The sequence below is a fragment of the Microcoleus sp. F4-D5 genome (assembly GCF_036704885.1).
GTDB lineage: Bacteria > Cyanobacteriota > Cyanobacteriia > Cyanobacteriales > Microcoleaceae > Microcoleus.
Window position 1 is genome coordinate 23,658 of the sequence record NZ_JAUBSX010000060.1, and the last position, 23,689, is coordinate 47,346.

Genomic DNA, 23,689 nt, shown 5'->3' on the forward strand with positions numbered 1-23,689 from the left:
GGCTAATGGCTAATGATTAATGAGTAATGACTAATGGCTTCCTCCAATGACCTATTTTCGTTCAGCTCTAATTTTGACATTAGGTTTTTGGCTGCTACCGCTAGCAGTGCGATCGCAACCTGTCATTCCTGCAAAAGACGGCACTAACACTGTTGTTAAATCCGAGCAAAATCGCACAGACATTAGCGGGGGACAACTGTCTGGAGACGGGGCAAATCTGTTTCACAGCTTCAGCCAATTTAATCTCAGCGAAGGTCAAATAGCTAATTTTCTAACTAATCCAAATATTCAAAATATTTTAGGGCGGATTTCCGGCGACAACGTTTCCGTCATTAACGGTCTGATTTCTGTTAGCGGCGGCCACTCGAATTTATTCTTAATGAATCCGGCGGGAATTGTCTTCGGTCAAAATGCTAGATTAAACGTGCCGGGGTCTTTTTTCGCGACAACTGCTACGGGTATTGGTTTCGGCGACCGCTGGTTCAATTCGAGCGGAATTAATGATTACAAAGCTTTGCTGGGAAATCCCAATCAATTTAATTTTAATAACTCACACATTGGTGCAATTGTCAATGCTGGAAACTTGGCAGTTGGCAGCGGGCAAAGTTTAACTTTGCTCGGTGGCACGGTTATTAATACAGGACAATTATCCGCTCCCAACGGTCAAATTACTGTGGCTGCTGTTCCGGGACAAAATGCAGTCCGCATCAGTCAAACGGGTAACTTATTAAGTTTAGAAATTACTCCGTCTTTGCAGTCGGAAAAATCGGCGATCGCCCCACAAGCTTTGCCTCAGTTGCTGACGGGGCCCGGCGTAGCGTCAGCCACAGGTTTAACGACTAACGAACAAGGTCAATTTGTACTCACTGGCGGCCAAACAGTGCCGGCAGTTGCCGGAAGCGCGATCGTCTCGGGTTCTGTAAATGTATTTGCTCCTTCTGGCATGGCTGGCGGCACAGTCAATATTTTAGGGGAAAAAGTCGGACTGTTCGGCGCAAATATCAATGCTTCCGGTACGGACGGCGGAGGTACCGTGCGCGTCGGAGGCGGTTGGCGGGGGATGGAAGCAGTGCCGAACGCACTGGTAACTTATGTTAGTCCTGATTCTACGATCGCAGCAAACGCGATCGACCGCGGCAATGGCGGCACTGCGGTAATTTGGTCAGACAATACAACTCGCTTCTTCGGCAATATTACTGCTCGCGGGGGCATTGCCGCAGGTAACGGCGGCACAGTAGAAGTTTCCGGCAAAAATGCTTTAACTTTCCAAGGAGAGGTCGATACCCGCGCTACTAACGGTGCGATCGGCAATTTGTGGCTCGATCCGGCAAACATTACGATCGTCAGCGGTAACGGCGACAGCAGCGCGCGATCGACTGGCGGGGAACTCGAACCGACACCAGAACCCGATGAAACATCGATCTCAGAAGTACAGTTGGAACAGATGGCGGCCGGCAGCAACGTGGTTCTAGAAACCTCCGGCTACATCACCCTCCAAGACTTGCCCGATAACAAACTTTCCCTGCAAGCGAGAACGGGAGACACCGTAACATTTAGATCGGGCGGAGTGTTTTTTGTCAATGACTCCAAGGACTCAATCGAGACTCAAGGCGGCAACATCAACATCTTCGCCAGCAGCATCTCTCTGGGCGGACTCAATGGTAACGGCGGTAATATCGCTCTCACTGCTAACGGCATTGACTTGAGGGGTGGCAGCAATTCCGCCAGGAGTGCGGGGGGAACTATTCGCTTGCAACCCAACGATAGCCGAGGAATTCGGATCGGTGGCAGCGGCGATATTTTTGGCATTTTAGACTTGACGGCAACTGATCTCGGCGCTTTGGCGGGGGGTTTTAGTTCGATCGCGCTCGGGCGCGAAAACAGCAGCTCGATCGCGATCGTCGCACCCATTACCTTCAACAGCCCGCTGACACTTCTAGGCAGGTCGATCGCGATCGACAATCCCCTGATCGCAAGCGGCAGCGCTAGCTTGACTTTCGACGCGCCCCAAACTGCGATCGGCGCCAACATTGCCACATCCGGCGCCGATCTCACTTTCACAGGCAACCTGTCCCTGAATGCTGACGCAGCTTTCAGCACTCAAGCTAAGGGCAGCATCCTGTTCTCCGGCAGCCTAGACGGATCTCGCGCCCTGAGACTAGACGCTGGGCGAGTGCACTTCGGCGGTACAGTCGGTCAAGCTGCACCGCTGGCGAGTTTGTACGTCAACGCGGGCAGTACCGAGGTTTCGGGCAATATTGCGACATCTGGCGACATGACTTTCAATAGTAACGTCACAGTCGATCGCAGCGCCGCCCTAGCCGCCACTACCGGCAATATCACTTTTGCCAATACCCTCGACAGCATCCCGGGCCGAGCAAATAACTTGACCCTGCGCGCTGGCGGCAACATTACTTTTGGCGGCAGAGTCGGTCAAACTCAGAGGTTGGGCCGGCTCTCGGCTGACGCTGCTAGCGTGACGGCTGCTTCCACAATTGCAGCGCGCATTTTGAGCGTTAACGCCCGAGATTCCGCTAGCTTCGGGGGGGACAGCACGGCCGCTTTGGGAGCCGATATCAAGGCAGGAAATGTCCTCTTAGATGGTAATTTAAGGACGGATGGGGGCAGCGTGAACCTGCAAGGAAGCCGCGAGGTTCGGACGGGCAATATTACCTCGAACGGCGGGAGCATTCGGGTTGAGGGAAATACTGTTGCTGCCGGCGCGATCGACTCTTCATCGGCAACGGGAACAGGAGGCGCGATCGCGATCCAAAGCAATGCCGGCCCTTTAACTGCGGGAGCTGTGAACGCTTCGGGGGCGATCGGCGGAAATATTGCTGTCACCTCTTCATCGGGCATTTCGGCTCTCGATCTCAACTCCAGCAGCACTTCAAACGGCAACGGCGGGGGCGTTTCCCTCAGGGCGACCGATAACATTCAGTTGGGCTTTATCAACGCTCAAGGCGGCCCTGGAGGCACTGGCGGCAGCGTTGATGTGACAACCCTCGGTTTGTTTCGCTCGAACAATGTTTTCAACGATATATCGGGCAATTCTTCGAGTATTTCTGCTGCCGGGGGTGCGGGGGCGGGGAGGATCGCAATTCGCCACGGAGGCGGTATCGATCGACCGTTTGTAGTTGGCGGTGCGATCGACAATGGAACCACGGGAAGCATTAATGCTGGGGCGGGAAACGCCATTTTGCCCAGTCTGGCTTTTGGGCAAACTTACACCCAAGGAATTTTACCAAATCAGATTGCCCTAATTACGCCGGGCCCGTCCTCTGCTCCTGCACCAATTCCCGCACCAATTCCCGCACCAATTCCCGCACCAATTGTCGCACCAATTGTCGCACCAATTCCCGCACCGCCTGTAGTGCCAGTAGTCCCCGTAAATCCCGAGCCTGCGCTGTCACTTCCTGCATCTTTGCAAGTAGAATTGCGCTCGCAAAGTCGAGGCAAAAATTCCCCAACTAACCAGGATATTTTCGTTCCTTCTCGCAGATTCGATTCCGTAGACTCGGGAGTTTTAGCATTTGAGAAAACCTTTACTCGCGAGTACGAAAAATATCTAGACTTGCCCGCAAGAACGCCGATTAGTAATATGTCGGTAATTTACGAAACTCTTCGTAAAAATGAACAAATTACCGGGGTAAAATCAGCCATTATTTATATGAATTGGGTTAGTGGCTTGGCTGCCGCCGCCAAAGAAAATGGTTCGGTGCTGGTGGCGAGTCGCGATTTATCTAATCTATTGCCTGTGAGAAAACACCTCACCTCCCAGGCTCCTCGCCCCTTAGAAGATAAGTTGACCCAGAGGTTGCCGCCGGAGGGCAAAGCAGTTTCCGATGTTCCTAACGGGGAGCATTTAGAATTAGTGTTAGTAACAGCTAACTCTCAACCGAGGCGCGTTTTAATTCCGGCGACAACCCGCTGGCAGGTGTTGCAACTAGCTGACGCATTTCAAAGCGAAATAACTAATCCCCGCAAAAGAAGCAGCATTAGTTATTTGGATACCGCGCAAAAACTTTATCGCTGGTTAATTGGGCCAGTTGCCGCAGAATTGACAGCTTTAAATATTGATAATTTAATTGTAATTCCGGCAGCCGGTTTGCGGAGCGTGCCGTTTGCGGCCCTTCACGACGGCAAAGGCTTTTTAGTTGAGCAATACAGCATTAGCGTGATGCCGAGTCTGAGTTTGACTGATATTGGCTACGACAATATTGCGGATGATGAAGTTTTGGCGATGGGGGCGTCGGTATTTGAAGATAAAGCGCCTTTACCGGCGGTACCGGTGGAGTTAGAGTCGATCGCGCCGCCCTCAGAAGGAAAATCATTTTTGAATCAAGATTTTACTCTCGGAAATTTGCAAGCTCAGCGGGCAAATCGGCCTTTTGGTATCATTCACTTAGCAACTCACAGCGAATTCCAGCCCGGGGAACCAAAAAATTCTTACATTCAGTTGTGGGATACTAAATTGCGTATCCATCAAATGCGGCAGTTGCGATGGAATGAACCGCCGGTGAATCTGTTAGTTTTAAGCGCGTGCAGTACCGCTTTGGGCGACGAAGAGGCGGAGTTGGGGTTTGCGGGTTTGGCGGTAGCTAGCGGTGCTAGATCCGCTTTGGCGAGTTTGTGGGAAGTCAGCGATGAGGGGACTTTGGGGCTGATGACTGAGTTTTACCGGCAGTTGCGGGCCCCCAAACGCGGTGGCAATTTAATGATTAAAGCAGAGGCTTTGCGGCGCGCCCAATTGGAGATGCTGCGGGGGCGCGTGCGGATTCAAGACGGGATGCTGCGAGTCGAAGGGCTTTCTGAGAGTCTAATTTTGCCTCCGGAAATTGCGGCGCGGGGCGATCGAGTGCTTTCGCATCCTTATTATTGGGCAGCCTTTACCATGATTGGCAATCCTTGGTAATCGGGATGTTGAATTAAGAAGGAAAAAAGGGCGTTGCTGAATCAAGCTATCAATAGTGCAGTAACTGGAACGTCCTGAAATTTTAGGTAATTTATTTAGGACTTATATCGTTTCGGATACAACCGGAAACGCTATCAAATGTCTCGAAACTATCAGATCCTAATACCCATCATAAAATTCCTGACCGAAAGTGGTCAACGGCTGTCCACAATCAGATTTTGTGTGTTTTTTTCACATAAGTGTGTAATTTATCGAGCTCACCGACTTCTGAAATGACCTCGGGTGATAAGCATCTGATCGGAGTTTTCCCACAAGTTTTACCAAAGTTATTAGGGTGGTGTGATGAACTCCCTTGATTCGTTAATCGCCAGAAAAATCCTACCATTGACATACATTTTTAGGCCTTGGGGTTTCACATTCTAACTGTAACCATATGTGGGATTCATAATCAGCGATAGATTGACAACCAGATTTGACACAAATGTGCTTCGGTTTTCCTTTTTTCTGAATGTTTTTACGGATATGGGTTGATTTGCACTCGCTTTCATGGGATGGTGATTCCACCTATTCATACTCTAATTATGCAGGGCCCAAATCTCCTAGGAAGGTCAACGGCGATCGGCCTTCACTTTGTTCTGTCTGCTTTTGGAGGTAACTGTAGAGCGATCGCACTCCTCACCTAAATACTTATTTATACTTTTTTAAAGAAATGTAAAAAATAATAATTTTTTAGTGAAAATTTAAATTTTGCTTAAAGTGCAGGCTAGTCTTTATATTAGAGGATACATCTACTTACAAATTGAGAATTGCTAAAAAAAATGTGTATTCATTATTAAAAGAGGCTGTAAGGATGATTAACTTAGCAGGCTACGAGATTACTAACCAAATTCATGAAAGTAACAATTCTTTAGTTTACCGAGGACTGAGAAAGCAAGACAACCAACCAGTCATTCTCAAATTCCTCAAGCAAGATTATCCGATGCCAGCTTCGTTAGTCAGATACAAGCAGGAATATGAAATTACACGCAATCTCCAGCTAGAAAGCGTGCCTAAAACCTATAGCTTAGAAAGATACCATAACAGTTTGGTTATTATTTTCGAGGATTGTGGTGGAGAATCATTAAAGCTTTGGTTGGCTTCTCACAAACTTACCTTAGAAGAGTTTTTGGCAACCGCTATTAAAATAACCCGGGCTTTAGGCCACCTTCATCAACATAAGATTATTCATAAAGATATCAATCCCAGCAATATTATTATTAACTCGACAACAGGGCGAGTCCAAATCATAGATTTTGGCATTTCTACTGTCTTATCGCGTGAGAATCCTACCCTAAAAAATCCTAATGTTTTAGAAGGCACTCTGAGCTATATATCGCCGGAACAAACAGGCAGAATGAACCGATCGATCGACTACCGCACAGATTTTTACTCATTAGGAGTGACTTTTTACGAACTGCTAACGGGGCAACTGCCATGCGATTACAACGATGCAATCGAATTAGTCCACTGTCATATTGCTAAACAAGCAGTACCGCCCCAGGAAATCAATCCAGAAATTCCTAAAGCGGTTTCTGATATTGTAATGAAACTGTTAGCAAAAACTGCTGAAGCCAGATACCAAAGTGCTTGGGGAATTATCGCAGATTTAGAAGAATGCCTGCAACAATTAGAAACTAAGGGAAGTATTGCAGATTTTGCGATCGCCCAAAAAGATATTACCGATAAGTTTCAAATCCCCCAAAAACTCTACGGGAGAGAACGAGAAGTTGAAACCTTGCTAGCTGCATTCGATCGCGTCAGCAATGGTACAACAGAAATTATGTTAGTGTCGGGTTACTCTGGCATTGGCAAATCTGCCTTAGTGCAAGAAGTTTATAAACCAATTACTAAGGCAAGCGGTTACTTTATTGCCGGAAAATTCGACCAATTTCAACGCAATATTCCTTACTCAGCTATTGTTAAAGCGTTTCAGTCCTTAGTCAAGCAAGTTTTAACAGAGAACGAAACGCAACTCAATGCTTGGAAAGAAAAACTTTTAGCGGCGTTTGGTGATAACGGTCAAATCGTTATAGATGTCATTCCCGACGTAGAACTCATCGTTGGCAAACAGCCACCCGTCCAAGAGTTAGGTGCTGCGGAAGCGCAAAACCGCTTTAATTTAGTCTTTCAAAAATTCATCCGCTTGTTCTGCTCGGTTGAACATCCCTTAGTCATTTTTCTGGATGATTTACAATGGGCTGACTCTGCTACTCTGAAACTGCTGCAAGTAATGATGGCAGATAATGAAACAAAATATTTATTTCTAATTGGTGCTTATCGAGACAACGAAGTCAGCCCCAGTCATCCCTTGATAATGACTCTGGATGAACTGCAAAAGCAAAAAGCGACTATCAACCAAATTACTTTAACTCCTTTACATCTCGAACAGATTGCTAATGTGATTGCTGATACTCTGCGTAGAGATACAAAAGCAGTCATGCCCCTAGCTGAGTTAGTCGTGGGTAAAACTCAAGGCAATCCTTTTTTTGTCAATCAGTTTCTCAGAACTCTCTATGAAGAAAACCTCCTGATTTTTAATTATGAGCAAAGAAAATGGGATTGGAATATTTCAGAAATCGAAGCAGTAGGAATTACCTATAATGTGGTTGAGTTGATGGTCGGTAAATTGAGAAAAATGCCAGATTCCACTCAGCAGGTTTTACGGTTAGCCGCTTGTGTGGGCAATAGTTTTGACTTAAATACTCTCTCGATAGTCAACGAAAAATCTACCGCCGAAACTTTTCAAGAGCTATTGCCCGCGATCCAAGATGGATTAATTTTAGCCACTTCTGAACTCGGGGTAACAGAAGAAGAAATTGTTCAGTCTCATCTAATCATTACTACTTACAAGTTTTTGCACGATCGCGTGCAACAAGCAGCTTATGCCCTGATTGATGAAAGTTCTAAAAAAACAGTTCACTTACAAATCGGTCGCCTGCTTTGGCAAAACACCTCGTCAGAGATGCGATCGGAAGAAATATTTGCGATCGTCGATCATTTGAATCTAGGAATTGAAGGGGTTGGCGATCAATCCGAACGAACTGAAATTGCAAAACTTAACTTAACCGCAGGTCAAAAAGCCAAAGCTGCAACAGCTTATGCTGCGGCTACCGAATATTTGCAAGTGAGTTTGGGACTGTTAGCAGAAGATAGCTGGATTTATCAGTACGAACTGACATTAATACTGCACACCGAAGCAGCAGAGGCAGCATTTCTGAGTGGTGACTTTGACCGGATGCAGAAATTAGCTGAGGTTGTGCAAAACAGTGCCAAAACGCTATTGGACAAAATAAAAGTCTATGAAGTCCAGATTCAAGCTTATGTGTCGCAGAACAAACTACTAGAAGCAGTTAATATAGCCTTAGAGATTTTAAAGTTGTTAGGGGTAGAGTTTCCCTCTCAGCCCAACCCGTCGGATATTGGGCAAGCATTCACGGAAACTTCAGCAATTTTAAACGGGATGGGAATTGAGGAATTAATCGACCTGCCTCAAATGAACGATCCCAATAAACTAGCAGCCATGAAACTTATGTCAAGTATCTTTGCTCCTGTATACATTGCTGCTCCTGCACTGTTGCCCTTGACGATATGTAAACAAGTACATTTATCTGTCGAATATGGCAATGCTTCTGTTTCTCCCTTTGCTTATGCCAATTATGGTTTTCTTCTTTGTGGCATTGTAGGAGATATTGATTCGGGTTATCAGTTGGGTCAATTAGCTTTAAGTCTATTGTCGAGGTTAAATGCTCAAGAAATTAAAGCCAAGACACCCTTTATAGTAAATATATTTATCCGACATTGCAAAGAGCATCTGAGAGAAACCTTAGAACCTTTGGTGTCAGTTTATTCTAGCGGACTGGAGACAGGAGATTTAGAATTTGGCGCCTTTGGTCTACTCTTATACTCCTATTTCGCTTACTATAGCGGCAAAGAATTGACTGCTCTTGAAACAACAATGGCAAATTACAGAAATGCTATTTATAAACTTAAGCAAGAAACAGCTCTTAATTTTCACGAAATCTATTGGCAGGCTGTTTTAAATCTTCTGGGAAAAAGTGAAGATCCCTGCCGTTTACAGGGTGAGGCATATGACGAGGAGATCAGGTTGCCATTGCACGAGCAAGCGAACGATAGATTGGGAGTTGCCTACCTATATTGGAACAAACTTTCACTTAGTTACTGGTTTGAAAATTACTCAGAAGCGATTGAAAATACTACCATAGCAGAGAAGTATTTAGACGTAGTGGTAGGATTGCCTCTTGTTCCTCTGTTCCATTTTTACGATTCTTTAATATGGCTAGCGGTGTATTACGCTCGGTCTGAATTAGAGCAAAACACCATCCTAGATCGCGTCCGAAATAATCAACAAAAAATGCAGAAATGGGCGCATAATGCTCCAATGAATCATCTGCACAAATTCTATTTAGTAGAGGCAGAAACGCATCGTGTTTTAGGCGAAAAAATAGAAGCGATCGAGATGTATGACAAGGCTATTGCTATGGCTAAAGAAAACGAGTACATCAATGAGGAAGCACTTGCTCACGAACTCGCCGCTAAATTCTACCTCTCATGGGACAAAGAAACGATCGCCCAAGTTTATATGCAAAACGCTCATTATAGCTACCAAGTCTGGGGCGCTATAGCTAAAGTTAAGCATTTAGAAGAGAAATATCCCCAATTACTAACTAGAACGTCAGCTAAGACAACAACTCAAACAAAAGTTAACCGAACAACGACTACGCCTACTACTACGAGCACTAATTTGGGAGATACGCTAGATTTAGCCACAGTAATGAAAGCTTCCCAAGCAATTTCAGGTGAAATCGTTTTGAGTAAGTTGTTGGAAAGGTTGATGAAAATTGCGATCGAAAATGCAGGCGCTGAGAAAGGCTTTTTAATTTTAGAAAAAGCTGGAAACTGGGCGATTGAGGCAGAAGGTTCGGTGAAGGGGGATGAAGTTAGCGTGCTGCGATCGCTTCCCCTGAATGCAGAAGCTGCTTCTGGGGAAACGCCAAAACTGGCAAGTACGATCGTCCACTACGTCATCCGCACCCAGGAAAACGTGGTTTTAAATAACGCCACCCAAGAGGGACAATTTACCCGCGATCCTTATATTGCAGCCACTCAACCGAAATCGATCCTCTGCACTCCTCTGCTGCACCAAGGCAAACTGACAGGTATTTTTTACCTAGAAAATAACTTGACAGAAGGAGCTTTTACTACAGATAGGCTAGAACTGTTAAAATTGTTATCAGCCCAAATAGCCATTTCCCTTGAAAATGCCCAACTCTACAATAACTTGCAGGAGTTCAATCAAAACTTAGAGCAATTAGTGTGCGATCGCACCCAGGAATTATCCAACACGCTGGATGCTTTAAAAGCGACTCAAAGTAAGCTAGTCGAATCAGAAAAAATGGCATCTCTAGGAGGATTAGTTGCAGGCGTCGCCCACGAAATTAATACTCCCGTCGGCGTTGGTGTCACTGTTGCTTCCGCTTTGGCAGACCATACCACAGAATTTGCCTCTATTTATAAGAGTGGCAAAATGAAACGCTCGGAACTAGAAGAATTTTTGGATATAGCCACCCAAAGCAGCAACACCCTTCTAACTAATCTAAATCAGGCAGCGGAATTGATTCAGAGCTTTAAAGAAGTGGCAGTCGATCGCTCTAGCGAAGAACGACGAACTTTCGGGGTAAGAAATTATCTGGATGAAATTTTAATCCAATTAAAACCAAAATTGAGAAATAGCAAACATTCGATCGAAATTAAGGGAGACACCAAAATGGCCCTAGATTCTTATCCAGGTGCATTATCCCAAGTTATCACAAATTTACTGATGAACTCTCTGATTCATGCTTACGAACCGGGCGAATCTGGTCAGTTCGTTTTTGATTGGCAACAAGATGGCGATCGACTTCGCTTTGAATATTCCGATGATGGTAAAGGCATTCCTCCAGAAAATTTAAGTAAAATTTTCGAGCCATTTTTTACTACCAAACGCGGCCAGGGTGGTAGCGGGTTGGGATTGCATATTGTCTACAATTTAGTTACCCAAAAACTTCTGGGTGAAATAGAATGTAAAAGTGAGGTCGGAGCAGGCACGAAATTTATTATTAAGTTACCCGCCCAAATCGATTCAAAACCGTAGTTTCCTCAATCAAAACCTCAGTAACACAGAAAGGAGACCAGCAATGGACAAGAATATTGACGGATTTTTAACTGAAAAATCATCTGAAAAAGTGTTATTTGTGGAAGAAGCTAACTCAGATGATGAGTTATTTTTTGCCGATGAAGTATCTGAAGATTCCCCAACTGAAAGCTGGAAAATTTTGATTGTCGATGATGAGGCTCAAGTTCACACAGCTACCGATATTGCCTTAAGAAAGTTTGTTTATGAAAATAAATATTTAAAATTTTTTAGTGCTTATTCCGCTAAGGAAGCTAAACAGTTAATTCAAGAACATCCTGATGTGGCTATCATCCTGCTTGATGTAATCATGGAAACGGATGATGCTGGCTTAGAGTTTGTGAAATATGTCCGCGAAGTGTTAGGCAATCAGTTAGTGCGAATTATTTTACGCACGGGTCAACCCGGACAAGTTCCTGAAAAAAGCGTTATTATCAATTACGATATTAATGACTATAAAACTAAAACTGAACTAACGACATCAAAGCTATACACTACCATACTAACAGCTTTGAGAAGTTTTTGTCTGGGTCAAAAATTGCAGTCAGAAATAGAGCGGCGCGAACAAATAGAACAAGCACTTCGTATCAGTGAAGAAAAAGAACACCAAAAAGCTCTTGCCTTAGAGCATTTTGTCACAGAGCTGCAAGAAACACAACTCCAGCTAGTTCAAAGTGAAAAAATGTCTAGTCTCGGTCAATTAGTTGCAGGTGTCGCTCATGAAATTAACAATCCGGTTAACTTTATTTACGGCAATATCTCCTATGCGAAAGATTATATTAAAGAACTCATCTATCTGTTGAATCTCTACCAACGCCATTACCCGCTACCAGAAGCAGAAATTATCAATGCAATAGAAGATGGAGAGTTAGAATTTATCATAGACGATTTGCCAAAATTGCTTTCTTCCATGCAGTTAGGCATCGATCGCATTCGCCTTATTGTGCAGTCTCTACGAAATTTTTCGCGGTTGGATGAAACTGAAATCAAATCAGTAGATATCCACGAAGGGATTAATAGCAGTTTGATGATCTTACAGCACCGACTAAAAGCTAAGTCAGATCGCCCTGCTATTAATGTGATTAGAGACTATGGTGAATTGCCGCTTGTAACCTGTTATGCAGGTCAACTCAACCAGGTGTTTATGAATCTGTTAGCGAATGCTATAGATGCTTTGGAAGAGCGGGAAAGTAGCGAAAAGGGTACAGCTTTTAAGCCCCAGATTTTGATTCGTAGTGAAGTCGTACCGGGCAATTCACATGACAAGCTGAGTGAGGGTTCACGCATTCGGATAACAATTGCCGATAATGGCGCTGGCATGACTGAGAAAGTTCGCGCTCAACTTTTTACTCCCTTTTTTACTACTAAGCCAATAGGAAAAGGTACAGGCATGGGATTGTCTATTAGCAAAAAAATTCTGCTAGAAAAACACTGCGGTCAATTGCAATGTATTTCTATGCCCGACCAGGGAACGCAGTTTATTATTGAGATGCCAACTATCTGTATATCAACCAATTTCGCGGTACCTACGGTCTAGGAAACTCATCTAGCGGAATTCATCATGTAGCGGTTTTCAGTTGCATCAGAACGGGGTAATTGCTAATTGCTAATTAATCTGAATTCTGACAGACTTTTTTCGCGCAGCAAGCCCACCCCTTCAGGGGTTGGGATAGGCGCTGCGGATGCGGGCACATTCTTCTAACTTACAGCGTATTCCAGGTTTATGAAGTAGGGACACGGCGCCGTGCCGTGTCCCTACGGCGGGATATCGATAGGCGGGTGTCCTTCATAAACGTGGAATCGGCTGTATATTTGTGTCGGTTGTTGCAAACAATTTATAGATTGCTATTAACCTCAGAAAGGTTACTCTAAATAGGTTAAATATGAATGTCTCAAAATCTATGTCAATGGTATGAGTTTTTGAGCAATTGAGCAAGTCAAAAATGTGCATCATACGACAATAATTAATTGGCTCAAAGAACTAGAAAAACTATGGCTAGATTTTGATAGCACAGAGACAAATCCACAAGTCGGTGAATTAGATGAATTAGAAAGATTTGTCTGCTCAAAAAAAACTTGCCTCTGCTTATTGACAGCAGTAGACCACTTTAAACCAGGTATTTTAGGATGGGTATTAGGCGATCGTAGTGGCAAAATATTTGAACCACTTTGGATTCTTCTTAATCAATGTAACTGCTATTTTTATGTGACAGATTGCTGGAAAATTGACTAATTTTTATTGCTGATTCAGGTAAAAGTATTAGCAAAAAGTATAGGAAAATACTTGAGGAAAAAAATACAATATGAAGACATTATTTGGCTCAGTTGAAACGAAAAACTATTTTTATTCTAAATCTGAACAAAGGCTCAGATACTCCGTTCGATCGATTATTAATTCACCTTTCCCAGATTTGCCGATATTTCAATTCCATATCAAAATCAAATAAATTATTTTGGTTTTATGCGCCGGCGTTGCTTAGTGATACCCTAATTCAGCAACGGTTTTTTTTGTTGTCATAACATCAAGGCGCTCAAGTATCTGCGTTTGGCGGCAATTTTCGCCCAACTTCCTGATGACATACGTGCCAAAAATACAGGGATAAATTCAGAAGAGCTAATAATTTAGTGCCATCTTCTAACATCGCGTGTAATCCTTGGCTTCGCAAGTTTAACATATCCTCAAACCTAGAGATAGCGAACAATAAAAATGCTGCAACTAATGGCAGGTAAGGAGTGGTTTTGATGTACCGCCAAAACTTAACTCCGTAAAGGAAAACAGCACTACCATAACACAAATAAATTAATTTCGTAGATATTCCCAACCGAGAAAGAATCAAAGTCATCCGAAACCTGTCATCCAGGAAAAATACTCCGAGTAGTAAAGCACTAAAAAATAAGAATGTTCCCGATCGACTGCGTGGATATTTTTGGCGCAGCACTCCAAACGTAAATGCACAAATTGCGACTGGGATGCACCAGAGGACTTCGGAAACTCCGGTTAGAATCCCTTCGTAAGGGAACCAGAAATTAAAAGGATCGCTAAACAGGCGTTCAACTCCGTCTCCCTGGTTGTTGAGTTTGGCGTATACGCTCAGCCCGCCCAAAATCAGGACAGTCAGAGTGTTGAAAACAGCTAAAAACGGTACTGTCAAAAAATGTTTTTTGAGTCTTTCTAAAGAAGTTGAAAACTTGGGAATTTTATCGAATAAAGGTAGATGCTTCATAAAAACTGTTTCCAAGGAATGGGGTTTGTTACTTATTCACCGGCAGCCAAACCACAAATGTAGTGCCGCGATCGGTTGGATATAAATGAGTTTCTGCCGATGGCAGCCATTCAGGATTTACTGGGGAAAATACTTCTATTTCTCCTTGCATTTGGCGGACTAAATCGCGGGCGATCGCCAAACCCAATCCTGTACCGGGAATTTCTGTCTGCGCTTTTTCTCCCCGGTAGTGCCGCTCAAATAAATGCTCTAAATCCTGGGGGGGAATGCCGGAACCGGTGTCGCTAACTGCAATTGCTATAGCAGGCAATTGGCTGTATCCTGCCCGATCGCCATCCGCTGCTTCGTACCTGACTTTAATATAAATTTGGCGGCCGGCAGGAGTATATTTCAAAGCATTGTCAATTAAATTGCTCAAAACTTCGCGCAAAGCTCGATCGTTCGCTGAGACTGGCGGCAAATCAGCAGGAATGTCGGCTAGCAATTTCAGATGCCTTTCAGAGGCGATTGCCTCGGCGGAAATTAACAGCGGTTTTAAGACTTCTATAACAAAACAGGAGTCCTTCAAGTTTGTCGCAGGTGACAGCGACAGAGGAGAATGCCGGATTAATTCCAAAGATGTTGCTTTTTCTGAAGTGCCCGATGGCAGTCTCAGATTTACTTCGCCAGTGTCAACAGTTCGATCGAACTGACCCAGCAACTCTTGCAGCCGATCGCTCTCTCGGACAATACTAAAAGCCACATTGCGGTTTTTGTCTTCCGGTACCAGCCGCCGCGCTAACAGCTTGCCAAAAGTTCGCAACGCTGTCAGCGGACTTTTGAACTGGTGCAGCAAATTGTGCATCGTGTCGTAAACCTGAGCCTGGATTTGCCGAGTCGCACCCAATTCCTGCTGCATCCACTGCGATCGCTGGTCTAAAATGCACGCCAGGGCTAAGGTGCGAGCAATTTGTTGTATCTGAGCCTCCTCTGGCTCGTTCCAAGGCCTGTCTTGCCGACCGCTGACTAGGAGTCCCATTACAGTTCCCTCGTGTATCAGAGGCGTCACAATTTGCCTGCGTTGCTGCCACACATTCTCCGGGCCTTGGCACTGATTGGAACCCCGCTCATTACTCGGAAGCCGCTCGGGTGCGATCGCCCCTGCGGTTGATTCTTCCACAGGAAGAACCGGCGGCGCTAGCAGTCGCGGCACTGGTTTCACTGTCGAGCTTTCGGAAGATGGCAACCTCAACCCCTGATTTTCTTCCGATTCGGCTGAGGTTTCTGGGTAAACCGCGATCGGCACCAACTTTGCTTCGCTGCCTTCTACTAGCTCTTGTGTCAGGTATACCGCGCTGAATTTCGCTCCCAAACTAACCGCGATCGCCACCTGCGATCGGCAAAGCTTGACAAATTCTGAACTGGCTGGCATTAACATGAGCGCCACATTAAGATATCTAACGGAATTCTAAGTAAATTACAAACGATCCGCCGCCGATTACAGAAGAGAGACTTCTAGATTTCAGGTTTCTTGACTTCGATCGAAGGCAGCTATGTTGAAGGCATGGGGCTTTCGCGAACCCAAATTGCCCCGCATCGCCGTCGGCGCAGCTTCACAGATCCCTAAGCTGGGCTGTGGCCGGAACTTGCGGCCCACCATACCACAACCGCTACACTTTTGTCGATCGGCACGAATGTTAAGATTATGTCGATATATTAAAAACAGTTGAAGTTTAGAGCTAGAACGGATATACTGGCCTCGGATTTGGTAGCTATCATTACAACCTGTCTGCTCATACTGTCTGCTCACAGAGGAGGTAAAGAAATTGGCCAGGAGACGCAAACGCAAGAGTCGCCGCCGACAAGAAGGACGCAGAATTTTAGAGTGTGTGCCTCAATATAGCATCGAGAGCGGCGAAGATAAACCCGTAACAGCGGCTCGCAAGTTCATCCATGCCGAAGGCATTGCTCCCCCAGCTTTGCTGTTAGTCAAGCGTAACGAGCATACCACTGACAGATACTTCTGGGCTGAAAAAGGTTTATTTGGAGCCCAATACGTAGAAGAGAACCATTTCTTGTTTCCCAGCTTAAAGGTGATGTTGGAAGCTACCACAGAAAAAATTCCTGTGGTGTCAGCGGGCCGCGCATAGCTCAAAATGTTTAGCTCAAAACATTGACACCAATGTTTTTCTAAGTCTTTTAACAAAAGCGCCAGAGTTCTCATTGTCTGGAGAGTGCCAACTGAATTTATGCGAAAAATCCTTAGGAATTAGGGTATAAGGAGCCATCGCAACAGGCTCGATCGCTGCAGCGAGCGATCGCCACAATTGGCACTTTCACGATAATGGTTTTTTTTGACTGTTTTGTCGATCGAACAAGCGGATCAAAAAAACAGCCGACGAGAGAGCTGCTCTTGAGTCATCGTTTTGTCTGCTCGAACTCTAACTACGGCATCTAGCATATCAAAAAACGTTCCGCACGAAACTTTTAATCGATCGGTTTCAAATCTAAAGCTTTTTGCATAGCTGCTAGTTCGTCGCGGTGAGCTCTGACAGTAACAAAGCTCTTGGTTTGGCTTCCCGACTCAGCAACTGATTCGAGTTTGAGCGAGACTTGCTCATAGCGTCCAGCTTTTTTCCAGTAAAATACCCCCGCCAGCGGCGACAGCAGTACCAAAGCTAGGAAAATTTGACCCTGCTGGGGAACTAGCATTCCCAAAACCAGTCCCAAGCACAGAGCGCCGCCTGCACTCAGCAGAGTTAAAAAAATAGCTAGAAACAAACTCGGCCTGACAAAACCCTCAAAGGTAACTTTATAGTTGGGGGCATCGACGGCTGCAACTCGGTAAGCTCTCTGGGCAAAATACTGTTGTAACTCTGTTAACAGTGACTCTTGAGCGCTCTCGGAAGCAAGCTTGACTTGTTCGATTCGATCTTTAACTGAAGCCTTGATGAAGAAAAACAAGCCTACAGCCAGCAGTAGCGTTAGCACAAATGTTGAAGGAAGAACAGCAGTATCCATCGGTAGAAGTTTGTGTAATTAAAACGATCGACTATTACTTTACAGAACTTGACATACGAAAGCGAGCGAGGACTTACGCAGACACTTTTTTACCAAAATTCGCAGAAAGTTTCTTCTGCAAGGCGTTTTTCTCCCCATCACCAAATTCCCATATCTCCCCATTATCCCTAATTCTCAAGTGACAATACGTAAGTCCTGACGCGCCGTGTAGATGCTTGCATCGCTGTGCGGCGATCGAGCAAAGCGAAGGCAATCGGGCAAATCGCTTTGCAAGTAGCGCCAGCATCTCCAGAGTTTAGGCATCCGATTAAAACTCGGTTAACCCGTCTGACCAGTTTCTAATGCGCGGGGCCGACGCCCTGACGCGCCGTTTCCCTGACCGATGTACTCGTGCCAGAGACGAGCGAGGTCTTGAGCTTGGTGCCGCCACTCAGGGAGGATTTGATACATCCGCCGGGGACGGCCGCGTCCTTCTACTTTTTTCCAGTAACCGGTAATTACGGCTTCATCTTCGAGGAATTTCAGAGCGCTGTAGAGCACGGTATCAGAAAGTCGGTAGATGGGGAATTCCCTCTCTAGTTGGCCAATCAGTTCTGTACCGTAGGAATCTCCGCGCAATAACACGGAGAGAATGTAACACACAGCTAGTTCCTTGTTTAGATAAACAGGAGGGGGGTCTTGAAAAAATTGATAGATATGTTCAAACTTCATCTGTCTTGTCCGCTGGAAACTCTCGTGATACCGTCAGGTTAACGGGAGAGGAAAGCGGGGCGGGGTGTGCCGCTTCCTAAGGATTAAGTGGGACACCGGGGAAACAGAGGTGCAGTATTTCCCCGGTAAATGTTGATGGCCCCAAAGGCTTGTCCTGCACTTCGGTAATGTTTGCCTGCGCCTTGGTCGAGCAGCGCTGACGTAACGCCGCTTGCTAACTTCCTCTTCCAATCTATCGCAGCGACTATTGTCAAGTGTGCGACGATCGCCTGCAAGAGTTGGCAGTTAGTTCGGGAGTTGGTGTTTTAACTGAATTTGCAGTTGATGTTTGCGCTCAAGCGCAGGCTTTAAACCGAACTCAGGCCTAACATGGCGCGCAGTGTAAAAGTTAGAAAGACAAAAGTCGCTACAATCGAACTAATCAGGGCGATCGCAGTTGTCGGTCGATCGAGCAGGGGTTTGAGTCGCTCGAACAGGAAAAAGAAAATTCCCAGACATACCGTAATCAAAAAGCGGGGGTAGCGAGAGACGTTATTAATAAAATCTTGCATTGGCTTGGTGGGGTAAAGTGTCACAGCTCGATCTTTGACTGGTAACACTTGTGAGCGAGTTAGACAATTTTGGCACAGCCGGAGCTAAATCTGCCAATCAGGCGATCGGACATTTTTGTCGGCGATGCTGACATATATAAATTCTAACGAAAACTTTTCGCCGATCGTTCCGGCACTGTACTGTTTAATGCGGCGCGACCTCCGGTGACAACTTCAGAAGTATTTATATTGAGTTCTAGTTGTGATAAATATTATAGGGCCGTTATTTCTAGATAAATGTCTGCTTCCGCACCTTTTCAAGTCTTGCCGCGTCCCTTTCTGAAATGGGCAGGAGGTAAAACCAAGTTGATTGGACAATATCAACCTTATTTTCCTGAAAAGTTCACAACTTACTACGAGCCTTTTTTGGGCGGCGGAGCTGTATTTTTTTACTTAGCACAGCAGCACCCAGGTTTGCAAGCTGTTTTAACAGATATTAATCCTGAATTGATTAATGCTTATCGCTGTGTCAGGGACAAAGTTGAGGAGCTAATTCTAATTTTAGAGGAGCATCAGTTAGAACATACCAAGGACAATAAAAATTATTATTACTCGGTGCGATCGCGATCCTACAAAACAGATACAGAAAGAGCAGCACGGCTAATTTACCTCAATAAAACTTGTTACAACGGTCTCTACAGAGAAAACTCAAAAGGTGAATTTAATGTTCCCATAGGTCGATACAAAAATCCTCAAATTTGTCAAGCAGATTTACTGCGTTCGGTTTCCTCTTTACTCGCGCCCGCTAAAATAGAAGTGAGAAAGTTCGATGAAATTTTAGATTTTGCTACTAGCCGCGAAGACTTGGTTTATTTTGACCCACCTTATTATCCGATCAGTGCCACGAGTAACTTTACGGCTTACAGCCGGGATAATTTCAAAGAATCTGAACAGCTTAAACTCAGAGATATTTTTGCAGAACTTGCCGAACGGGACGTGAAAGTTATGCTGTCTAATTCTAACTGCGATTTCATCGAAAAAATCTACAGCGATACTCAAATTTTTCCTAATAAATCTCTGCCAAAACTCATTGAAATATCAGCATCTAGGGGAATTAATTCTAATAGTTGCAAGCGCGGCAAAGTCAAGGAATTATTAATACGTTCATTTTAAATTACACTTAAGCAAAGTTTCTACTTAAGCATATTTTTTCTGGCAACCCGTGACCTCAGAAACCCGGTTTCTTCGTAAATTTATCGTGACTCAACGAAAAACTCGTAGAAACCCGGTTTCTAGCCCCCATCATTAAGCACTGACACTGTGACCTCAGAAACGCGGTTTCTTCCTATATTTTTAAGTATTCAAAAAAAAGTATTCAAAAAAATATTGTAGAAACTGGTTTTCAAAATCGGCCAGAAAAAAGGAAGTATTACCTATTGATTTTTCTGGACGTTAGGGATATAATTTAATAATGGGAGTGGAAAATTAAATTTTATTTTAGTCGCTATTTCGATTATTAGATTATACTTCTAAAAAGTGCCAGAGTCAAGCTGTCAATCCAAAAAAAAGGTGAGTTTTTTAAATTTAAAAAAACAAAAATATTCGATGACTAATAGTCTGTTACCGTGAATAATAGCAGTTTGCAAAAAAAAAGCAAAAGTAGGGAGGCTCGAAAGGGCGATCGCCATCAGCCACGGACAAATATTTCTGGGTATTTCCTGATTACAGATATTTGTTAGCCCAGGTAATGAAACCTTCGAGCTTGTGCACTGCCAACAGATTTTGATTGTCAGGAATTTGTTTTTTAAACCAGTCGATCGAACCTTGCCTCATACCGTCACCGCCCACTATAACAATAGTTGGCACCGGATAGCAATTTTTAATATTTAAATTGAGGTAAGGATACTTCTCGTCTACTGAACCTTTGTCTTCTTGCCACTTGCACTCAACAATTAGACCCCGAGGAAACAAACCGGAACCAACAATATAAAAATCGACATTTATTTCAGTTTCATAGATGCTAGACCCGATATAAACCTGTTTAGCATATCGCTTGGGATTTTCAGTAGAGATTAAGAGCCAATCTCGCTTGCGCTTTTTCGGCAACTGGGGACATATTTCGAGATATCCGTGGCCTCTCAACGTACCTTCTACAGTTGTTTCTAAAACCAAACCAGTTTTATTGGCTCTACAACCCCTATTCATTTTGTTGCCTCCTGAATATACTTTGAATTAAGCCGATCGCACTTCGATCGCTCCCCTGTCAAAAACCCGTTTGTCAGTACCGATCGAACTGACAAACATTCGGTCTTCATAGACATCAAACGTCGCAAAACTCAGGCGGCTAGCAGCATACTCCGTCCACTCAGAACGCCCCACCGGACGAGTGCCACCGCCGGCACCGCAAATTAAATAAGTCGTACCGTTAATCGATCGAGTGCGTTCGTAACTGTGCTCGTGTCCGTTGATATAAAGCTGCACGCCGTACTTTTGAAACAAAGGCGTCAAAGTTTTAATAAAAGGTTGATTCACTCCGTACACCCCAGAAGAATAAATCTGGTGGTGGCCGAACACAACTTTCCAAGGTGCAGTGCTCTGACTCAACTCTTTTTCCAGCCAAACAAGCTGATTTTTCCAATCCGCATTGTGATTGGTATCTAAAGCAAAAAACTGTACTGGATCTCGCCGAAAAGTATAGTAGCGACCTTGCATATTAAAACCTGCATATTTCACTTGCGGATCGCCGTTAGCAGTGCGGATATCGTGATTTCCCAAACAAGCATAAAATTTTACACCTTGCTGCAATAACGGCTGATAGGGCCGCTCGAAAACAGCATTAATTTTTTCAATTTCGCCGTTATTGTAGATATTGTCGCCGGCGAGAACAGCAACATTAAAAGGGTTTTCCCGGTGATATTGTGCCATCGCCTCAGCCACAGCATACTGACCTTGGGCGCCGGTACCGGTGTCGGCAACCGAAATAAAGCGTAAAATAGGCGGTGAGGCCGGCAAAGGGACGATCGCCCTTTCTCCCTCAACGTTAGAAGGCATAGCAGCCTTGGCGTCTGTACCCCAGGCAGTCCGAAGCTGAAACATTTTCCAGACTCCGGCCAAACCTAAGCTGCTGAGACTGCCTAAAATTAGAAAGTGACGGCGTTTGATGCTCATTGTGATTCGGTTACAACTAAGTTAAATGATAAATTAAGGCTGAGACGGCTCAACTAAAATTTATCGCTTTTAGATATATTTGCAACGCCCCAAGGCAGAGAAAATGTCAGAAGAACAACTAAACCAGTCAACTCCAGAACCCTCTCAATCTCCGACACCGGAGGTTGACTCGCCTGCAAAGTCTGCCCCCACTGGCAGCAAAACTCAAAATGCCAGCAGCGCGGTTCCAAAAAATCAGAGAATCAAAGCTTTGATTGCCTCGATTGGGAATTTGGGAAAAAAAGAGAAAAAATTAGCAGCCGAACCCCCATTGCAGCCCCAAAAGCCGATCGCGCCCACCGCTTCTGACTCAGCAACAGCAACTCCTCCGGCTGTTGCTGCGGAAGTTAACAGCGTCCCTCCAAAAGTTGCTGTAAAAGTTGAGAAAAAGCCTGTATCCCAACGCCCGGAAGGGAGTTTTTTAGAGAAAGTCGTTGTACTTTGGCAAAGTATTGTACGGCTAGTGCGATCGCTACTGCCACCATCTGCCAACGAGAAGCTATCCGATCCAATTTTAAACGCCGCATTAGCCGCAATTCTGATCGTTGCAGTCGGTTTAACTTTCAACAGTTTCTCGGCAAAACCGCCGGAGAAAGTAGCAAAAGTTCCTTTGCCAGCAGCGCAGCAGTCGCCGCCAACCTTTGGCGATTTTGTGGAACCGGGAACGCCAAAATCCCCAGAGGCGATCGCACCGTCAGCGCCAATCTCTACTAAATTCAAAAGCAAGTTGCCCGATTTAGTGGCGCCGGAAAAACCGCAACCAGTAGAACTTATCCCACCCCCGCCGCTGACGCCGGAACAGTCTCTGATTGCTGCGATTCAAAATCAAGTTACTGAGATTAAGAATCGACTGGGCGGCGGTTTAGTTGAGTCTGTTCAAGCTAATTTTTCCAGCAGCATTTTGACGGTAAAAGTCGCTGAAGATTGGTACAAACTCAGCGAAGTTGAGCAAAATCAACTAGCAACGAAGATGTGGAAGGAGGCTAATTCGCTCGATTTCAGCAAGTTAGAAATTGCTAATAGGGAAGGTAATTTAATAGCTAGAAGTCCAGTTGTTGGTTCCGAAATGATTATTTTGGATAGAGGGATTAATTAGAATTTAAATTGTCTGTATCTGTCAACCATCAGACCAGCCTTACAGTCCAGGAAGCAAAACTTAATTAGGCAGTAAGGTGTGCAGTCCGCACCTTACTGCTGTTGATTTTTTTGAGGATATCGAACTTTTTCCAAATCCAACAGAGTTCTAACATTAAATTAATTAACTTTGAGGAAAATTTTAACTCAAGCCGAACAACTAGAGATTGAATATCCCAGCAGCGACGGAGAGCCGATGGCTGAAAGCGACATCACGCGCGATTGCATGACTTACAGCGTAGAAGCTGTCAAGCTTTATTTTCAAGAACGTTCTGATGTTTACGTGTCAGCCAATTCTTTCATATATTATGAAGAAGGGAACAACCAGGAAGTTGTAGCCCCGGATGTTTATGTGGTGTTTGGAGTTGCCAACCGCAAAAGGGATAATTATAAAGTTTGGGAAGAAGGGGGAATTACTCCCGATTTTGTGTTAGAAATTACTTCGGAAACAACTCAGACGAAAGACCAAGAGACCAAACCGGAAATTTATCGGGCTTTGGGAGTTAGGGAATATTTTCAGTACGATCCGTCGGGAGATTACCTAAATCCGATTTTACAGGGAGTACGTCTTATAAACAATCAGTACGAGCCGATTGCAGCCAACAATATCGCTTTCGATACGCTGTGGTTGTTCAGTGAAGTGCTGGGACTGGAATTGCATATAATACCATTTTTCTAAAGATGTGCTAGAGATAAAGAATGTAAGATCCAAGACCATCCTGTGAGAAAACCAATGACA

Annotated in this window: 17 protein-coding genes; 8 read left to right on the top strand and 9 right to left on the bottom strand. The window is 44.7% G+C overall.

The features are described 5' to 3' along the window. The first annotated feature begins 46 nt into the window (after positions 1-46). From QUA80_RS23815 to QUA80_RS33925, 4 genes are all read left to right on the top strand, one after another. The gene (locus QUA80_RS23815; RefSeq protein WP_333427488.1) at positions 47-4,915 is read left to right on the top strand and encodes a CHAT domain-containing protein; all 4,869 of its coding nucleotides are present in this window, start codon (positions 47-49) and stop codon (positions 4,913-4,915) included. A gap of 850 nt (positions 4,916-5,765) precedes the next feature. Beyond that, complete coding sequence (locus QUA80_RS23825) at positions 5,766-11,105, top strand: ATP-binding sensor histidine kinase (RefSeq protein ID WP_333427489.1); 5,340 nt, start codon at positions 5,766-5,768, stop codon at positions 11,103-11,105. Between the two features lie 43 nt (positions 11,106-11,148). After that, positions 11,149-12,681: an ATP-binding protein gene (locus QUA80_RS23830; protein ID WP_333427490.1), complete on the top strand. Its 1,533-nt coding sequence runs from the start codon at positions 11,149-11,151 to the stop codon at positions 12,679-12,681. A 408-nt stretch (positions 12,682-13,089) separates the two neighbouring features. Continuing rightward, entirely contained in the window at positions 13,090-13,377 is a 288-nt protein-coding gene (locus tag QUA80_RS33925; RefSeq protein WP_445302285.1) for a hypothetical protein, read from the top strand. 298 nt (positions 13,378-13,675) lie between these two features. On the opposite strand, the gene QUA80_RS23840 is transcribed toward QUA80_RS33925, so the two are convergent. Both QUA80_RS23840 and QUA80_RS23845 read right to left on the bottom strand, forming a co-directional pair. After that, positions 13,676-14,368 (bottom strand): hypothetical protein, encoded by a 693-nt coding sequence (locus tag QUA80_RS23840; protein ID WP_333427491.1) that lies wholly within the window; start codon positions 14,366-14,368, stop codon positions 13,676-13,678. Between the two features lie 28 nt (positions 14,369-14,396). Continuing rightward, on the bottom strand, positions 14,397-15,779 hold the full coding sequence (locus tag QUA80_RS23845; protein WP_333427492.1) for a GAF domain-containing sensor histidine kinase: 1,383 nt from the start codon (positions 15,777-15,779) through the stop codon (positions 14,397-14,399). A gap of 394 nt (positions 15,780-16,173) precedes the next feature. Between QUA80_RS23845 and QUA80_RS23850 the strand changes: the two genes are divergently transcribed. Beyond that, positions 16,174-16,497, top strand: a complete 324-nt coding sequence (locus QUA80_RS23850) for a DUF3155 domain-containing protein (RefSeq protein WP_015176770.1) — start codon at positions 16,174-16,176, stop codon at positions 16,495-16,497. 337 nt (positions 16,498-16,834) lie between these two features. Here QUA80_RS23850 and QUA80_RS23855 read toward each other — a convergent pair whose 3' ends face one another. From QUA80_RS23855 to QUA80_RS23875, 5 genes are all read right to left on the bottom strand, one after another. Beyond that, positions 16,835-17,368, bottom strand: a complete 534-nt coding sequence (locus QUA80_RS23855) for a cofactor assembly of complex C subunit B (protein WP_333427493.1) — start codon at positions 17,366-17,368, stop codon at positions 16,835-16,837. A 174-nt stretch (positions 17,369-17,542) separates the two neighbouring features. Next, the gene (locus QUA80_RS23860; protein WP_333427494.1) at positions 17,543-17,671 is read right to left on the bottom strand and encodes a hypothetical protein; all 129 of its coding nucleotides are present in this window, start codon (positions 17,669-17,671) and stop codon (positions 17,543-17,545) included. A 15-nt stretch (positions 17,672-17,686) separates the two neighbouring features. Continuing rightward, positions 17,687-18,079: a PadR family transcriptional regulator gene (locus tag QUA80_RS23865; protein ID WP_190745100.1), complete on the bottom strand. Its 393-nt coding sequence runs from the start codon at positions 18,077-18,079 to the stop codon at positions 17,687-17,689. An 83-nt stretch (positions 18,080-18,162) separates the two neighbouring features. Further along, on the bottom strand, positions 18,163-18,354 hold the full coding sequence (locus QUA80_RS23870) for a hypothetical protein (protein ID WP_333427495.1): 192 nt from the start codon (positions 18,352-18,354) through the stop codon (positions 18,163-18,165). Between the two features lie 72 nt (positions 18,355-18,426). After that, positions 18,427-18,630 (bottom strand): DUF751 family protein, encoded by a 204-nt coding sequence (locus tag QUA80_RS23875; RefSeq protein WP_333427496.1) that lies wholly within the window; start codon positions 18,628-18,630, stop codon positions 18,427-18,429. Positions 18,631-18,906: 276 nt separating this feature from the next. Here QUA80_RS23875 and QUA80_RS23880 point away from each other — a divergent pair, with 276 nt between their 5' ends. Then, positions 18,907-19,782 carry a DNA adenine methylase gene (locus QUA80_RS23880; RefSeq protein WP_333427497.1) on the top strand — a complete coding sequence of 292 codons (876 nt, stop codon included), beginning with the start codon at positions 18,907-18,909 and terminating at the stop codon, positions 19,780-19,782. 549 nt (positions 19,783-20,331) lie between these two features. Here the strand turns inward: QUA80_RS23880 and QUA80_RS23885 are convergent. Then, positions 20,332-20,814 carry a PD-(D/E)XK nuclease superfamily protein gene (locus QUA80_RS23885; protein WP_333427498.1) on the bottom strand — a complete coding sequence of 161 codons (483 nt, stop codon included), beginning with the start codon at positions 20,812-20,814 and terminating at the stop codon, positions 20,332-20,334. A gap of 27 nt (positions 20,815-20,841) precedes the next feature. After that, entirely contained in the window at positions 20,842-21,777 is a 936-nt protein-coding gene (locus QUA80_RS23890; protein ID WP_333427499.1) for a metallophosphoesterase, read from the bottom strand. A 103-nt stretch (positions 21,778-21,880) separates the two neighbouring features. On the opposite strand from QUA80_RS23890, the gene QUA80_RS23895 reads away from it, so the two are divergent. After that, positions 21,881-22,912 (top strand): hypothetical protein, encoded by a 1,032-nt coding sequence (locus QUA80_RS23895; RefSeq protein ID WP_333427500.1) that lies wholly within the window; start codon positions 21,881-21,883, stop codon positions 22,910-22,912. A gap of 168 nt (positions 22,913-23,080) precedes the next feature. Continuing rightward, positions 23,081-23,629, top strand: a complete 549-nt coding sequence (locus tag QUA80_RS23900; RefSeq protein ID WP_333427501.1) for a Uma2 family endonuclease — start codon at positions 23,081-23,083, stop codon at positions 23,627-23,629. Positions 23,630-23,689 lie beyond the last annotated feature (60 nt).

Excerpts from the sequence above, each read along its gene's own strand:
- QUA80_RS23815 (WP_333427488.1), top strand. The coding sequence starts at position 47 with ATGACCTATTTTCGTTCAGCTCTAATTTTGACATTAGGTTTTTGGCTG.
- QUA80_RS23825 (WP_333427489.1), top strand. The coding sequence starts at position 5,766 with ATGATTAACTTAGCAGGCTACGAGATTACTAACCAAATTCATGAAAGT.
- QUA80_RS23830 (WP_333427490.1), top strand. The coding sequence starts at position 11,149 with ATGGACAAGAATATTGACGGATTTTTAACTGAAAAATCATCTGAAAAA.
- QUA80_RS23840 (WP_333427491.1), bottom strand. The coding sequence starts at position 14,368 with ATGAAGCATCTACCTTTATTCGATAAAATTCCCAAGTTTTCAACTTCT.
- QUA80_RS23845 (WP_333427492.1), bottom strand. The coding sequence starts at position 15,779 with ATGCCAGCCAGTTCAGAATTTGTCAAGCTTTGCCGATCGCAGGTGGCG.
- QUA80_RS23855 (WP_333427493.1), bottom strand. The coding sequence starts at position 17,368 with ATGGATACTGCTGTTCTTCCTTCAACATTTGTGCTAACGCTACTGCTG.
- QUA80_RS23860 (WP_333427494.1), bottom strand. The coding sequence starts at position 17,671 with ATGCCTAAACTCTGGAGATGCTGGCGCTACTTGCAAAGCGATTTGCCC.
- QUA80_RS23865 (WP_190745100.1), bottom strand. The coding sequence starts at position 18,079 with ATGAAGTTTGAACATATCTATCAATTTTTTCAAGACCCCCCTCCTGTT.
- QUA80_RS23875 (WP_333427496.1), bottom strand. The coding sequence starts at position 18,630 with ATGCAAGATTTTATTAATAACGTCTCTCGCTACCCCCGCTTTTTGATT.
- QUA80_RS23880 (WP_333427497.1), top strand. The coding sequence starts at position 18,907 with ATGTCTGCTTCCGCACCTTTTCAAGTCTTGCCGCGTCCCTTTCTGAAA.
- QUA80_RS23885 (WP_333427498.1), bottom strand. The coding sequence starts at position 20,814 with ATGAATAGGGGTTGTAGAGCCAATAAAACTGGTTTGGTTTTAGAAACA.
- QUA80_RS23890 (WP_333427499.1), bottom strand. The coding sequence starts at position 21,777 with ATGAGCATCAAACGCCGTCACTTTCTAATTTTAGGCAGTCTCAGCAGC.
- QUA80_RS23895 (WP_333427500.1), top strand. The coding sequence starts at position 21,881 with ATGTCAGAAGAACAACTAAACCAGTCAACTCCAGAACCCTCTCAATCT.